We start from the raw sequence: 15,134 nt of genomic DNA on the forward strand, positions 1-15,134 counted from the left end.
GATTAGTCCTATTGGGTTTATCTAGAAACTCTATTAATTATTTTAATCTCATTAGCTTAAGGATCTATTAAATGATATTAAGAATCATTCCTATTTGAAGGCGAGATAATAACCAAGAAAGGCTGAATCATCAAGAAAATTTTTTGGCGCGTGTAATAATGACAAGTATTTTTCGTGCATTGTCTGAGTCGATTGATATAAGCTTTGCAAATTGGATTCATTATGAATGATATCGTCAGCTCGTTTGATACTTTCTATTGGTGATATTTGTGCAGCTAAAATGGCATCGATCTGGTTTTTTTCCAGAAGATCTCGCTCCTCTGCGCGTTGAATTTGTAATTCTCGCGAAGTAGTCACTAACAAAATACGATTTAATTTAATATAATTAGGCGTGGAAGGTTTTTTTTTATGTAAACTAGAAGTTCTTCCTTCTAATAATAATGGTATCACTAAGAGACAATACATTCCTGTAGCTTTTTTAATCGCCTCTTGTATTTGTTGGTAAATTAAAGGATGCAATAGCCCTTCTAACCATTCACGATCCTTCGGATTGTTAAAGATAGCGGCTCTTAATTTATTCCGATCAATTTCGTTACTTTTTTTTAATAGGTCAACGCCAAAACGGGCAACTAATTTCTTACGAATCTCCGAAGAATTATTGATGAGTTCACGACCAATTTGGTCTGCATCGATAATACTTACGCCCAACGCTGCAAAGTAACTAGCCACTGTAGATTTACCACTTGCTATTCCGCCTGTTAACGCTACAGTAAACACCTTAGGAAATATTAATGTGTAATAATTGAATTGGAAGAATTTTCTTTTTGCCCATTACCACTTTTATCATCCTGTTCTTGCATTTGCTGAGCATACAAAGCTTCAAAATTAACTGGAGCTAAGTAAAGAGGTGGAAAACCCGCACGACCAACTAAATCTGAAACTGCTTCCCTGGCATATGGAAATAAAATAGTAGGGCAGGTTATACTCATCACCTGATGATTTTGTTCTTGGGTGAATCCCTTTAATGTAAAAAGACCTGCTTGCTTTACTTCAACCAAGAACAAAGTCCTATCTTTCGATTTTGCTGTCACAGTAATTTGTAAAATGACCTCATGATTGTCAGAGCCTATGTCTGTAGTATTCATAGTAAACTGCAAATTGAGCTCCGGTTGCCATTCCTCTTGAAAAGCTTGGGGAGAATGAGGAGTCTCTAGTGATAAATCTTTAACATAAACACGTTGAATAACAAATTCAGGTTGTTGGGTAGGTTTGCTGGCTTGGTTCATAAATTACTCGTCTTTTAGTAAGGTATCTAATTCACCAGAGGCAGCTAATTTTGATAAATCATCAAATCCTCCGATAGATTTATTATTAATAAATATTTGTGGTACTGAACGTCGGTTACTTAATTTCACCATTTCTGCTAATTTATTAGCATCTTTATCAACTTGAACTTCTTCGTATTTTACTCCTTTTTTTGTCAACAATTCTTTAGCATTCGCACAGTAAGGACACCCTAATGTGGTATATATCACTACTTTTGGCATAAAATCCCCTTTTATAATGACTTGAAGAATTAGCTTTTAATGACAGGCAAAGCTGCGTTTTGCCAGCTCACAATTCCACCTTTAAGATGGTAACATTTTGTAAACCCTGCATTTTTTAACAGCCTACCAATTTTATGATGTGACTGTCCGTGACTATAATTAATGATAATAGGCCTTTCTCGATATGAGTCAAGCTCGTTTAGCTTAGTTTTAAGTTCAGAAACAGGGATATTAATGGACTCTGCGATATGTCCTTTTTTAAAACTGAGAACATCACGAACGTCTAAAAAAATTGCGTCTTCTCGATTAATCTTAAAAATAGCTTCTTGGACAGTTAAGGGCAATGTGCCGGTTAGCTTAGCATGTAATTCAAAAGTCAGTAATAAAATCAAAATAATAAAAAAAGCCAGCCACAGCTCCCAATGTCGTAAACTAAATTCAATGAACTGCTGCATTTTCTTTAACCTTTGTAGATTTGCCTTATCTCAGGTACGCTAGTCTAGCGAAATTTAACACCCATCGCTATACTCTCTTACATTTTTAATATTGAGAAACCGGTTTTATGTCTACACAAATAGAACATCAGCATCCACTAGAGCTAACAAATAAGCAAGCACATTATAAAACTTTGCTCTCTGAACTGATGGATATGGCAAAAAAACAAGGTGCTACCCAAACTGAAGCGAGTATTAGTCATGATACTGGTTTTTCAGTCACTGTTCGCAATCAAGAAGTTGAAACTATCGAACATAATCGGAATAAAAGCTTAGGAATAAATGTCTATTTTGGTCGTCAAAAAGGTTCTGCAAGCACCTCGGATTTCTGTCCTAAAGCGCTTAAAAATACCTTAGAAGCAGCTTGCCATATAGCACGCTTTACTACCGAGGATCCCTTTAGTGGCCTAGCAGAATCCAATTTTTTAGAAAAAACCCCGTCAGATTTAGACCTTTATCATCCTTGGTCGATCGATCCGCAAAATGCAATCGTATTAGGTAAAGAGTGTGAAGCGAATGCTCTCGCTATAGATAATCGACTAACCTTTTCAGAAGGAGTCATTTTATCTACACAAGAAGCTATTTATGTTTATGCTAATAGTAATGGATTTTTAGCCGCGTATCCTAGCTCGCTGCACCATATTTCTTGTAATCTTATAGCCAAAGATAAAATGGGTATGCAGCGTGATGGTAGCGACACAATAAGTCGCAATCCTGACCAACTACAAGCAATTGAAAAATTGGCTAAAGAAGCCGCTGATAATACAGTTAAACGACTTAGTGCAAAACGTATAAGCACTTGCCAGGTTCCGGTAATTTTTCATTCAGAAATTGCCCCTCGCTTAATTAGAACTTTTCTTGAAGCAATCTCGGGGGGGAATATTTATCGCAAAGCTTCTTTCTTAGTCAATTATCTTGGAAAATCTGTATTTGATAAAAAAATTTCTATCTATGAAAAACCTCATTTATTAAGCGCTTTAGGAAGTGCACCCTTTGATGACGAAGGGGTTCGTACCTGTAATCGAATTTTAGTTGAGGAGGGGGTTTTATGCGGATATTTACTAAACAGCTATTCAGCAAGAAAACTAGGCTTGCAAACCACTGGAAATGCAGGCGGGTTTCATAATATTTTACTCGAAACGAGCCAATTTAAACTTAATGATCTAATAAAACAAATGGGAAAAGGCTTACTAGTCACTGAAGTTATGGGGCAAGGTATAAATTTAGTAACGGGTGATTATTCTCGAGGAGCGGCTGGCTTTTGGGTAGAAAACGGAGAAATACAATATCCTGTAGAAGAAATTACCATAGCAGGCAACCTAAAAGATATGTTTCAAAATATCGTAGCTATAGGTAATGATATTAATAATAAGAGTTCTATTCAAACAGGTTCAATTTTTTTAGAAAAAATGATGATCGCAGGAACATTATAAAAAATAAACTTAAATCACTAGATTAAATCGGTACCATAATCTAAGCTTGCTCAGTTATAGACCATACACTGATACCGTCTAAAGTACCGAGAGATAAATAGGTTTTTAAATAATCTGGAAAAAGAACATCTAACACTCTTCCCGCTTTTGATGAGGCCATACGACAATAAAGCTGGCCGTTATTCCAAATAGCAAAACTCATATGTAGTACATTCATAGGAGTTCCTATCCGGGAACTTAGATAAGAATCATGGCCGACAAAAAAAATTAGACTTCCTGTCGGTATTTTTTGCCTTAATACAGAATTTTGTAGCAAATCAAAGACTGGAATATAAGATATACTAACTCTTTTACTTCCATATAATGCCTCACCTTCTTTTTTTAATTGAAATAATCGTGCTTCTTTTTCTTGGAAACTTAAATAAGGAATTCGAATTCTATCTGCAGTTAAATTGTGATACCAACTTCGCAGGTTTATCTGTGTTTTAGTCATTCTAGTTTTTTGACCTGCAATTAAATAACTTAACTCATGAATATACCCATTTCTTTTATTATTGGGAATCCAATCAGCACTAGGAAAATGATTACGTTGCGTAAAACTCACACTACCCTGCTTGTAACGAATTTTATTGATTTTGCTTTTAAAATCAGGAAGATTTTTAGCTAAGGCTAATGCCATAACCGTATCAACATAAGTTTCACAATCAAAATAATCAAAACGATACAAGGGATTTTGATCATATCTACCCTTAGTGCCTTCACCAAGTGCTCCTTCTAAATACGGTAAATTTAGTAATGCAGCACTTTGAATTTCAATTCGTCGCTGAATTGGATCATTCTGGCTTAAAGAGATTAATTGTTTAACAATTTCATCACTCGCTTGAGTGTCTGCAAAACTCAAAGGAGTAAACAAAAAACAAAGCACGGCTAGGCCATAGAAAAATCGACATGGTATTATCACCCTTCTTCACCAAACCTGTCTGTAACTAATTTTTCTAGCACCGTTAAAGCAGCCGCTTCATCTTCTCCTTGAACGATGACTTCAACAGGGCTACCTTGTCGAGCCGTAAGACCCATTACTTCTAAAATACTTTTTCCATCGACTTGTTTACCATTACATTTGAGCGTAATTTGGCTAATAAAACATCTTGCGATTTTGACCCACTTCATAGAAGCGCGCGCATGTAATCCCAATTTGTTATTTATCGTAATAATTTTACATATCATACAGTGAGGAAACTAATCCTCTATTTTTCCTCTATACTAAAACTTTCGCCACATCCACAGGCGGCCGTTTGATTTGGATTAATGAATTTCAGCGCCCCATTAAGTCCATTTTGTATATAATCAATACACATCCCCTTAAGCATAGGAAAACTAGCACGCTCAACAAAAACAACTAAATCACTATCAATAGAAAATTGTAAATCTTCAGAATGGAAGCTATCTACATAATCCACTACATAAGTAAAACCCGAACAACCGGAACGCTTAACACTTAAGCGGAAACATTTTTCGCCTAAATGCTTAGCAAGAATCTTTTTAACATGTTTAATCGCTGAAGGGGTTAAGTAAAGATGACTGCCCTTTTTTGTACTTTTAGCAGGGTCGTAGATAGGAACATTAACTTGTGTCATAAATTCCATATTACCACTTAATAAGTTAGGTAACAAAGTAGTGGTCAAAGACCTTTTACTTTATAGTAATATACCTCATTTTTGTAGTTATTTTACCTACAAAATAAGCAAAAAGGGCTTTTTTTAATCAAAATTATAAAGCTTTCTATTTCAGCCTCTAAGTATATTTGTTTAATTTTACAGATAAAAATACCTTTCTCATTAGCTTACATTCTGTGTATCCAGTCAAAAAATGGCGGTTATAAATCGTTCAAGTACTAAAGGATATTTAAGCATTAAAGACTTTTCCTCTAGATCAAAAAGCTATCCAAATTAAAACTTCATCACCATGATTTTCTAAAATGAATTAATTAAAAACTGGAACCTAATTTACAACGGAGAACTTTTTACTTGTGTCGTAAAAGTGTTTGTTGTACGGTTAACTTTAGCTATTACAATATATTTAATTTGCATTTTTAACTCTTTTATATGTTTAATAAATTAGATACTAAGCTTCTTGGGGGGATTCTACTCATAGTGGGCACAGCAATAGGAGGAGGAATGTTAGCACTACCTATTGCAACCGCTGAAGCTGGATTTACAAACTCCTTGATTCTTTTATTTCTATGCTGGTTCATCATGACCGTCAGCGCTTTTTTGGTCCTTGAAGTTAATCTATGGCTTCCTGCCAATACTAATATTATTTCCATGTCACGAATTTTATTAGGTCGCTGGGGTGAATCTATCGCATGGATAAGTTATCTTTTATTATTTTATTCTGTCCTTGCTGCCTATATGGCTGGCGGTGGAGATTTTCTCAGCGGCTTATTGCTTAATTTAGGTGTTAAAATACCTAGCTGGGCATCTATTCTTCTATTCATAGCTATTTTAAGTTATATAGTTTACCAAGGCATTCATTATGTTGATTACGTAAATCGTGGTCTAATGTTTAGTAAACTTAGCATTTATGTTTTACTTATTTTATTTATTATTCCATCTGTCTCCGACACTAAATTAAAAGATGGAAATATACTCTACTTAACAAGCGGAGCAACAGTGATGATAACCTCATTTACTTTTGCCAACATCATACCAAGCCTACGAACTTATTTTAAAGATGATATTCCCAAATTACGAAAAGCCATTTTAATAGGTAGTTTAATCCCATTATTTTGTTATTTATTTTGGAATTTATGTATTATGGGTGTACTCCCTCGAGAAGGAAATTATGGATTAATTAATATGTTACATTCCAAACATTCAACCAGTGAATTTGTTATGCAATTAAGTAATAGGTTAAACAATCCCCTTATTACTTTTATGGCACGAATTTTTACTTCTATTTGTTTAGCAACTTCATTTCTTGCTAGTGGACTAAGCTTATCTGATTTTTTAGCAGATGGTCTACGGACTACGAAACGAGGAAAAGGTGGGCTTATTGTTTATTTAGCTACCTTTCTACCTCCTCTGACAGTAGTATTATTTTATCCAGGTGCCTTTATTGGCGCATTAAGTTATGCCGGAATTTATTGTGCAATACTTTTTATTTTGCTCCCTTCTCTAATGGTTTGGCGTGGACGATATAGAAAAAATCCTTTGGCTAAAGGGTTTAGAGTAAAAGGAGGAAGACCCTTATTATTAGGACTTGGTATTGCGGGTGTTTTATTCATTAGTAATGGAGTTCAAATAGCATTAACCTAAGATTTAGCTTACAAATACATAAGCTAATTGCTATAGGCATTGAATTGCATCTTTCTTATCCAACCACTTACAACCCTTTCATCTCGGCCCGCTACCCCTTTTCCAAGTAAAAGTCCAATATTAATAGGGAATCAATCAATAGAAATTAGATTTTTATTTTCAAAAAATAATGATTTTTAAAGTTTTTTAATTCTTTATAGTAGAAAAAATAACTAAGATTTTCCTAAATTAACTAAGAAATTTCAACAATTAAATGGGGGACAAATATGATAATAGATGGTGTATTAGTCGGAGTCGTATTAGCAGGACTGGAATTAGGTATAGCTTGGATATTGGCTTGCGTAATTAATCATGAGCCTTCATCTGAAAAAAAGGAGGAAAAAGAACCCCCTCTTACTTTTTCAGCAAATTTCGCTAATCTAGCTAATTTAAAATAAAATTTAAGCTCATTGCTCTGCTTACTATATTTACAGTTTTAAACATAAAAAAATTTATCAAAATACCAAAAACCCTCTGGAGATTCTTCAATAGTTTTCAGGGGTTTTTCATTTAATATATAAATTAATTAAAATTAGTTATTAAATAATTTCATTATTAACTGCTTTCCGATTAAAAATATTTTTCAGCATAATATACAAATCTTTATATGGAATAGGTTTAGTTGAAAAACTATCAATTTCGGCTTCTTGGCACCATTTTTTCAAGTCATTAGCAGGATATGCACTTAATAATATTATCGGTTTTCGGTTTGTTTTATTATTTTTTTCTAGTATACGAATTCTTTTTCCTACTTCAACACCTTGCATATCAGGTAACCCGGCGTCGAGAATTATAAGATGATAAGTACTATCTAAACACATGTTTAATGTTTGTTTTCCATTTTCGGCAATATCAACCTGATAGCCCATTTTTTTCAAAAAAATACTATGCACGCGTTGAATAATCAGCTGATCTTCAACTAGCAAAATTCTTTTTTTTTATCCACTTTTTGTTTTCTCCTTGTTAAAAAATTTAAATTAAATCATAGTCCATAAATGGACTATGATGCAACAGTATAAAAATGTAAGTCGTCAAGCAGTTTGATTTAAAGTTAGATTACTGGCATAATTTTTTAGGTTTTAAAAAAATAATTTAACAAAGATCTTATTTAATTTTTTTGCTCTGTGTTGTTTTTATCAAATAGAAATAATGCTACCGCTTAATTAAATTAAGAAAAGAGACTTTGCAGAGGTTTATTTCAATTGCCCTTTAAGCACACGCTAAATAATACTTTAGAATATCTAATAAAAAAGTGGGGGATAAATATTAATCAACTCCATAAGCATACTGGTATTCCTCTTTCTACGCTAAAGCGATTAATACTAAACAAAGAAAATAATCCTACACTAGCATCCTTGGCTCCCATCGCGAACTATTTCTCAGTATCACTCGATCAGTTAACGGGAAGGGAAATTTTACCCAAAAAAAATGGCCTGAAGATCCCTTTGATACACTGGAAAGATATCATTAATACCCCTAAAAATAGATATCACCTAGCCTTTTCATCATTATTAATAAGCGATATAAGTTTAAGTGAAAACAGTTTTGCTTTAGTAATAAAAGATAATAATACCACTAATTTTTTGGCTGGATCTTTATTAGTCATTGATCCTAGTTTAAGAGGTCGCAATCGAGATTTTATAATTGTACATAAAAAAGGCATGCGTAAACCACAGCTTATACAAAAAATTATTTATGAAAATAAAATCTATTTGAAAAATTTAAATGCTAAATCTGAAATTATTAAATTTTCGAAGTGCTACAAAATTTTAGGGGTAGTTATACAAATAAGAATGAATTATAAAAAAAGTAAATTTTATGTTAATTTCGAGGATGAAAAAGGCAACAGCGCCCAAAAATATTAATCAATATATCCTTATATTAGGGATGATAAACATTACGATTAGTTTAGCAGCTGACGTTGTAGCCTATAAATTAGTATTTCTTGGTCCGGCATTAGTGCCTGGCGCACCGCTGATTTTTCCTTTAACTTATATTATTGGAGATATAGTAGCAGAAGTTTATGGTTATAATGCGGCTAAACAAATTATATGGGTTACGTTAATCTGTGAATTATTTTTTTCGATTGCAATAAAATTAATTATTCATTTACCTTCACCCAATTTTTGGCACGATCAACCTTCTTATAATCAAGTAATAGATCCTATATTAAGGTTTGTTTTAGCAGGTATATTGGCGGTTATAAGTAGCAGTTTTATCAATATCTATATAATTTCAAAATGGAAAATATTAATGAAAGGTAGACACTTTTGGCTACGCAGTTTAGGATCATCTGCTATTGGTGGTTTTATTTTAGTTCTCATCACTATATTATTTGGATTTAGTGGTCATATACATTTTTCACAATTGGGATATATGATTTTATCCGTTTATTCAATCGAAATATTATATTCTTTGCTAGGTGTATGGCCCGCTTCACTAATTACCGGGTTCTTAAAAATGGAAGAGCAACTCGATGTCTATGATACTGAAACTGATTTTAACCCTTTTAGATAGATTTTTTTCAAATAGGAAAAACAAATGCCCACAAATAAACCAGATTTTTTAGACAGGCTGAGACAAAATCTCGAATCAGAGGTGAATTCAGTACCTGAAAAAAAAACTTGCTTCGCAGAGATCATAAAAAGTATCGAATCATTAGATGAAATAACAGCTGAGAGGCTAATTAAGCATCTCGATCTAAAAACTATTAAAGGTGTTACTGACGAAGATGGTTATTTTAAAGAATTTGTAAATACAATTGTTAAGAATGAACGGGAAAGTCAAACTGAAATATTTTATCTCTTAAAAGGAAAGCAAGTATCATGCTTACATAGTCTAGGTACTACTGAAACATGGCATTGGCTTGACGGCAAAGAGATTTCTATTTTTATTTTTAAAGCACAGGGGCTAGAGAAAATCACTTTAAGTGAAAAGAATCCTCTTCACACAATTGATAAAAATACATTATTTGGGGCTAAAATAACTAATCTAATAGATGATAATGATTATGCATTGGTAACCTGTTTATGCAAACCTGGTTTCGTTCCAAAACATTATTGCAACCCATCTAAAGAAGAAATTTATACACTTCTTAAAACTTATCCCGAAGAAAATCAAACTATTCAAGAACTTACTCCGAAAATCTCGACTACTAACAAAAATATTTTTCAATCAATATTTCAAATTTTTACCTGCTGTATTGGTGTAAAAAAAAATGAAGAACAAACTCCTTTAATTAACCCATCGCAAACTAATCGGTAATTAGACTGAAATGCTTGGAGATATAGATTGAATTTTAAATACGTAGAAAATTATATTTTAACAATTAAAGCAAAATATAAATCCTTACAAAAAGCTAATGCTCATCCTTTTTCATTACGTATTATTGATGAGGAAGTTTGTACCAAAAATGGCGAAACGATATTCACATTGCAATTAGTCGGAAAAAATATAATTTCTAAACTTTATACGGTAGAAATTACTAATGATAAAAAATTATTAAAGTCATTATCGCCTATAGATTTATTAAAAATTTTAAACGCCTCGAATAAAAAATTTCTATGCAAGAAAGAGAATATTATTCTTTTTCCTTGTCAAGCTTATTACAAACTAATTGCTAAAGATTATAATCATATTCTTCAACAAACTATTTTTACCTTAGAAATCACCCATGCAAATAAGATTACTCAGAAAAAATTAACGGCGCTGGACATTGCAAATAATCCTTTAATTTTAGAAAAACTTACGCCACAAGAGACGTATGATTTGGGCTATGCCGTAGGTTCAGAAACCATACTTAGAGAAATACTTTATTTATCTCGTCTTTAAAAACCTTCGGAAAAATAGAATTATATCCCTAAAACACAAGCATAAAAAATCCTTATTTTTAATAAAATTTCTACTTGAAATTGAAAATTCTGCCCTCATGTTGTTCATATTGACCTATTGACTATCCTAAGAGGTATTGGATTTATGACGACAACTGTTGAAAAACAAACATTGGGCTTTAAAACGGAAAGCGCACAATTATTAGACTTAATGATTGATAAAATCTATAAAAATAAAGAGATTTTTTTACGTGAACTAATCTCCAACGCTCACGATGCCATAGAGAAATTGCGTTTTAAAGCCTTATCAAATCCTCAAATTTATGAAGAAGACGCTGAACCCAAAATTGCTTTAGTCATTGATAAAGACAACCGTACTATTACATTAATTGATAATGGAATAGGTATGACTTTGGATGAAGTTATTTCAAATCTTGGCACCATCGCAAAATCAGGCACCAAAGAATTCTTAGATTCTTTGACCGGAGATATTAGCAAAGACACTCAACTTATTGGTCAATTTGGTGTTGGATTTTATGCTGCCTTCATGGTCGCCAACAAAGTAACTGTTAAAACTCGCGCAGCAAACGAATCACCAGAAAAAGGTGTCTGTTGGGAATATAACCGAGAATCTAAAGGCGGATATACTATAGAAAATATAACCAAGCCTGAACGAGGGACCGAGATCATTTTGTATTTAAAGAAAGATGAAGAAGAATTTTTAGAAGACTGGCGTTTACGAGGCATTATTACTAAATATTCTGATCATATTACTTTACCTATTAGTATGAAAAAGAACATTACAAACGAAATCTCTTCCGATACGACGGAAAGCAAAGTTGTTGAAAAAGAAACTGGTTCTACTTGGGAGACAGTAAATAATGCCACAGCACTATGGACATTATCTAAAGATCAGATTAATGATGAGAAATATAAGAAATTTTACACACATCTCACACATGACCAAAATGATCCATTTACTTGGATTCATAATAAAATAGAAGGGAGTCAAGAATATACTACTTTACTGTATATCCCCTTGCAGGCAGGGCCCTTTGATTTTTGGAATCACGAAAAACCACGCGGCTTAAAACTATATGTTAAACGTGTGTTCATTATGGATGATGCTGAGCAATTTTTACCGCGTTATTTACGTTTTGTAAAAGGAATTGTAGATAGCAATGATCTCCCGCTAAATATTTCTCGAGAAGTTTTACAGAATAATAAGCAAATTGATAACCTACGTTCGGCTATAACTAAACGCATATTAGAAACATTAAGTTACCTTTCTAAAGAGCAAACTGATAAATATTTACAATTTTGGAAGGAGTTTGGCAATATTTTAAAAGAAGGTTTTGCTGAAGATTTTGCAAATCGCGATTTGCTTGCTAAACTTTTAAGATTTAGCTCTACCCATTTAAATAAAAGCGAGCAAACCATTAGTTTTGAAGACTATATAGCTCGCATGAAGCCAGAGCAAGATAAAATTTACTATATCACCGCAGAAAACTTTTCAGCCGCTAGTCATAGCCCTAATTTAGAAATTTTTCGTGAGAAAGAAATTGAAGTATTGCTTCTTCATGATCGTATCGATGAATGGTTAGTTGCCCATTTAACCGAATTTGATGGCAAAACTTTACAATCGGTAGCTAAAGATTCAGATATATCAGAGATAGCTGAAGTAAGAAGTGAAGCATTACAAAAACAATACGAGGATGAATTTGGATCTTTATTAAAACAGATCCATGAAATACTTAAGGATAAAGTTAAAGAAGTTCGTATTTCGCAACGCTTGACCAGTTCTCCTGCCTGTATTGTAAAAGAACAAAACGCCTTAAATAGTCAACTAAAACGTATGCTAGAAGCTACTGGGCAAAAAATACCAGAAAGTAAGCCGATACTTGAACTAAATACCAAACATAAATTTATACAAGATTTGAGAGATGAACAAGATGATACTCGCTTAGTAGAATGGTCACACTTACTCTTAGGGCAATCCATACTTGCTGAGGGAGAACAACTGGATGATCCTGCTGGATTTGTAAGAACATTAACTAACCTATTAGCAGCAAGTAAACAATAACCTTATCTTTTAAAACATGTGTATAAGTCTCTTCGAGATGTGAGACTTATACACATCAAAATGGTTTATTCAGCTATCTATAGACTTTTTGCTAAATTATCATAGAATAAGTGGGATGTATTCAAGATACATGAGGATTGCGAGTTGATCGGTAACACAGACAACAATTCAAGTGTGAAGAATATGCCTTACCAATTAAATAAAGTACCATCTAATTTTCTATTAATGGGAAGATAAGCGCGTTCATAAGGGTATTTTTCCGCCAATTTCTCATTAAAATTTACGCCTAAACCTGGCTGATTACTGGGGTATAAATAACCCTTAGAAAAGCTATAATGATGTGGAAATACGTCATTAGTCTTCTCGGTATGATGCATATATTCCTGTATCCCAAAATTATTAATAGAAATGCCAAAATGTAAAGCCGCCGCCATTGTGATAGGAGATACGTCGGTTGGGCCATGACATCCTGTTTTCACATGATAAACTTCAGCCATCGCTGCAATTTTTTTCATGTGTGATATTCCTCCACCATGCACAACGGACATGCGAATATAATCAATCAGCTGCTCGGTAAATAAAATATGTGTATCCCATATCGTGCTAAAAACTTCTCCCACCGCGAGAGGAGTCGTTGTATGCTGACGTATAATTCGAAAACCTTCTTGTAACTCTGCAGGCACTGTATCTTCTAGCCAAAATAAATGATAGGCCTCTAATTCTTTTCCTAAACGAGCCGCTTCGATAGGTGTCAAACGATGGTGAGCATCATGCAGAAAATGAGGATTGTCGCCATAGGTTTTACGCAATTCTTTAAATAATTTAGGAATATAATTAAGATATTTTTCAGTAGACCAAACACACTCTTGCGGTAAACCTTTAGTGGCAGGTTCATAATACATTTTATCCTTAGAAACACCGTAGCTATTAGGCAAGCCTGGCACACCAGTCTGTGCCCGTATCGCTAAATAACCTAGGTCAATATATTTTCCAACTTGATCGATAGTATCGGAAATATCTTTGCCATTTGCATGACCATAGACCATCACCCCTTGACGGCTTTTTCCACCCAATAAATTATAAACCGGTGTATTTAAAACCTTTCCTTTGATATCCCATAAAGCCATATCAATCGCAGCGATAGCTGCCATAGTCACAGGCCCACGACGCCAATAAGCACCGCGATAAAAAAATTGCCAAATATCTTCAATTTGTGCAGGATCTCGACCAATCAAACAAGGGATAAGATCTTCTAAATAAGCTTTAACAGCCAATTCTCGCCCATTTAAGGTGGCATCACCTAAACCATATAAACCCTCGTCAGTGATTATTTTTAGTGTCACAAAATTACGGCCGGGACAAGTCACAAACACCTTAGCATCTTGGATTTTCATATCGGGAACCTCGACGAGATCTAGTTTTATATTCTTCGCACTTGAATTTTTGTCTGTGTTATCGCTCAATTCACAATCCTCATGTATCTTAATACACTCCGGTTGCTTCATTCTCGCGGCACCTTGCCAAAAATCTTATTGCTGTGACTATATATTTCTTTAAAATTATGTCAGTAGTTCAAATTTAAAAATTATTGAATGACTAGATCATTCAAACGGTTACGCCCAATGATTGGATACTGTTCGACTTCATACACAGCACCACTAACGGGTGCCGATTGATCAGCAAGCCAAAATACTACATGGGCTGCCACATTCTCTGGTGATAATAAACGACCGCTAGGCGCATACATTTTGGGTATTCTTTCTTGCCAATTTTTTGGAAGGCCTTCTGACATTTTTAAACAAACCTCATTCTCCGTAGGTGTCCATCCAACATTTAATTGGTTAACTCGAATCAATTCTGGACCTAAGCTATCTGCTAAATTACGTGTCAACGTCATGAGTGCTCCTTTAGAAGCAGAGTAAATCAAAAGATCAGGCTGGCCTGTGTAAGCATTCATAGAGCCTATATTAACAATAGTTCCACCTACTTTCTGCTTTCGAAAAATTTCTACTGCCGCTTTGCATAATAATAAAGGGGCATAGAAATTAACTCGCATAATCGTTTCGCAAGCTTCCAAACTGGCTGAGTCAATATTGTTGCGTGGATAAATACCTGCATTATTAACAAGACCATCTAAGCGGCCAAATTTTTTTTCTGTTTCTTTTATTAAATACACATAGGATTTTTCATCCATTAAATCAGCCAATAAATAACTACTAACTTCACCTAATTCTTGAATTAATTTTTTAGCACAATCTTCTTTACGGCCATGGATCATGACTTTAGCACCCTCCGCAACACAACGCCGAGCGATTGCAGCGCCAATACCATTAGTGGATCCGGTAATCAGAATAACTTTATCTTTTAACATCATTTAAATTTTCTGCCTAT

The 15,134-nt window shown here is 33.8% G+C and carries 18 protein-coding genes; 8 read left to right on the forward strand and 10 right to left on the reverse strand.

Annotated features, from left to right (window positions below; translation table 11 throughout):
• Nucleotides 1–90: 90 nt before the first annotated feature.
• From coaE to A1D18_RS05930, 4 genes are read right to left on the reverse strand one after another with little or no spacing between them, the layout of a single operon-like run.
• A complete protein-coding gene (gene coaE, locus A1D18_RS05915; RefSeq protein ID WP_071662860.1) occupies nt 91–777 on the reverse strand; it encodes a dephospho-CoA kinase in 687 nt (228 codons plus the stop codon).
• Nucleotides 778–788: 11 nt separating this feature from the next.
• The gene (gene secB, locus A1D18_RS05920; protein WP_071662861.1) at nt 789–1,286 is read right to left on the reverse strand and encodes a protein-export chaperone SecB; all 498 of its coding nucleotides are present in this window, start codon (nt 1,284–1,286) and stop codon (nt 789–791) included.
• A 3-nt stretch (nt 1,287–1,289) separates the two neighbouring features.
• Nucleotides 1,290–1,547, reverse strand: coding sequence for a glutaredoxin 3 (gene grxC, locus A1D18_RS05925; protein ID WP_071662862.1), 258 nt, complete (start codon nt 1,545–1,547; stop codon nt 1,290–1,292).
• 29 nt (nt 1,548–1,576) lie between these two features.
• Nucleotides 1,577–2,002: a rhodanese-like domain-containing protein gene (locus A1D18_RS05930; protein WP_071662863.1), complete on the reverse strand. Its 426-nt coding sequence runs from the start codon at nt 2,000–2,002 to the stop codon at nt 1,577–1,579.
• 107 nt (nt 2,003–2,109) lie between these two features.
• Here A1D18_RS05930 and pmbA point away from each other — a divergent pair, with 107 nt between their 5' ends.
• Nucleotides 2,110–3,474: a metalloprotease PmbA gene (gene pmbA, locus A1D18_RS05935; protein WP_071662864.1), complete on the forward strand. Its 1,365-nt coding sequence runs from the start codon at nt 2,110–2,112 to the stop codon at nt 3,472–3,474.
• A gap of 40 nt (nt 3,475–3,514) precedes the next feature.
• Here pmbA and A1D18_RS05940 read toward each other — a convergent pair whose 3' ends face one another.
• Genes A1D18_RS05940 through A1D18_RS05950 form a run of 3 tightly spaced genes read right to left on the reverse strand, consistent with a single transcriptional unit; the run spans nt 3,515 to nt 5,111 of the window.
• A complete protein-coding gene (locus A1D18_RS05940) occupies nt 3,515–4,435 on the reverse strand; it encodes an N-acetylmuramoyl-L-alanine amidase-like domain-containing protein (RefSeq protein WP_084028766.1) in 921 nt (306 codons plus the stop codon).
• A complete protein-coding gene (locus tag A1D18_RS05945; protein WP_071662866.1) occupies nt 4,432–4,701 on the reverse strand; it encodes an HPr family phosphocarrier protein in 270 nt (89 codons plus the stop codon). The genes A1D18_RS05940 and A1D18_RS05945 overlap by 4 nt, the downstream gene beginning before the upstream one ends.
• 20 nt (nt 4,702–4,721) lie before the next feature.
• Nucleotides 4,722–5,111: a HesB/IscA family protein gene (locus A1D18_RS05950; protein ID WP_071663033.1), complete on the reverse strand. Its 390-nt coding sequence runs from the start codon at nt 5,109–5,111 to the stop codon at nt 4,722–4,724.
• 468 nt (nt 5,112–5,579) lie between these two features.
• Between A1D18_RS05950 and A1D18_RS05955 the strand changes: the two genes are divergently transcribed.
• Both A1D18_RS05955 and A1D18_RS06885 read left to right on the forward strand, forming a co-directional pair.
• On the forward strand, nt 5,580–6,791 hold the full coding sequence (locus A1D18_RS05955) for an amino acid permease (RefSeq protein WP_071662867.1): 1,212 nt from the start codon (nt 5,580–5,582) through the stop codon (nt 6,789–6,791).
• Between the two features lie 266 nt (nt 6,792–7,057).
• Nucleotides 7,058–7,228: a hypothetical protein gene (locus A1D18_RS06885; protein ID WP_171910827.1), complete on the forward strand. Its 171-nt coding sequence runs from the start codon at nt 7,058–7,060 to the stop codon at nt 7,226–7,228.
• A 141-nt stretch (nt 7,229–7,369) separates the two neighbouring features.
• Here A1D18_RS06885 and A1D18_RS05960 read toward each other — a convergent pair whose 3' ends face one another.
• Nucleotides 7,370–7,756 (reverse strand): response regulator, encoded by a 387-nt coding sequence (locus A1D18_RS05960; protein ID WP_071662868.1) that lies wholly within the window; start codon nt 7,754–7,756, stop codon nt 7,370–7,372.
• Nucleotides 7,757–8,032: 276 nt separating this feature from the next.
• Between A1D18_RS05960 and A1D18_RS05965 the strand changes: the two genes are divergently transcribed.
• The 5 genes from A1D18_RS05965 to htpG all read left to right on the forward strand — a co-directional run bounded on the left by A1D18_RS05965 (nt 8,033) and on the right by htpG (nt 12,743).
• Nucleotides 8,033–8,695 carry a helix-turn-helix domain-containing protein gene (locus tag A1D18_RS05965; RefSeq protein ID WP_071662869.1) on the forward strand — a complete coding sequence of 221 codons (663 nt, stop codon included), beginning with the start codon at nt 8,033–8,035 and terminating at the stop codon, nt 8,693–8,695.
• Complete coding sequence (locus A1D18_RS05970; protein ID WP_084028769.1) at nt 8,649–9,347, forward strand: queuosine precursor transporter; 699 nt, start codon at nt 8,649–8,651, stop codon at nt 9,345–9,347. Before A1D18_RS05965 ends, A1D18_RS05970 begins: the two co-directional genes overlap by 47 nt.
• A 24-nt stretch (nt 9,348–9,371) precedes the next feature.
• Nucleotides 9,372–10,094, forward strand: a complete 723-nt coding sequence (locus tag A1D18_RS05975) for a cupin domain-containing protein (RefSeq protein WP_071662871.1) — start codon at nt 9,372–9,374, stop codon at nt 10,092–10,094.
• 27 nt (nt 10,095–10,121) lie between these two features.
• Nucleotides 10,122–10,661 carry a hypothetical protein gene (locus A1D18_RS05980; protein ID WP_071662872.1) on the forward strand — a complete coding sequence of 180 codons (540 nt, stop codon included), beginning with the start codon at nt 10,122–10,124 and terminating at the stop codon, nt 10,659–10,661.
• Between the two features lie 144 nt (nt 10,662–10,805).
• A complete protein-coding gene (gene htpG, locus A1D18_RS05985) occupies nt 10,806–12,743 on the forward strand; it encodes a molecular chaperone HtpG (protein ID WP_071662873.1) in 1,938 nt (645 codons plus the stop codon).
• A 188-nt stretch (nt 12,744–12,931) separates the two neighbouring features.
• On the opposite strand, the gene manD is transcribed toward htpG, so the two are convergent.
• Both manD and A1D18_RS05995 read right to left on the reverse strand, forming a co-directional pair.
• Nucleotides 12,932–14,137, reverse strand: coding sequence for a D-mannonate dehydratase ManD (manD, locus tag A1D18_RS05990; protein ID WP_071663034.1), 1,206 nt, complete (start codon nt 14,135–14,137; stop codon nt 12,932–12,934).
• A gap of 191 nt (nt 14,138–14,328) precedes the next feature.
• A complete protein-coding gene (locus A1D18_RS05995) occupies nt 14,329–15,117 on the reverse strand; it encodes an SDR family oxidoreductase (protein WP_071662874.1) in 789 nt (262 codons plus the stop codon).
• Nucleotides 15,118–15,134 lie beyond the last annotated feature (17 nt).

Origin of the sequence: Candidatus Rickettsiella isopodorum, assembly GCF_001881495.1 — a bacterium.
GTDB classification, from domain to species: Bacteria; Pseudomonadota; Gammaproteobacteria; order Diplorickettsiales; family Diplorickettsiaceae; genus Aquirickettsiella; species Aquirickettsiella isopodorum.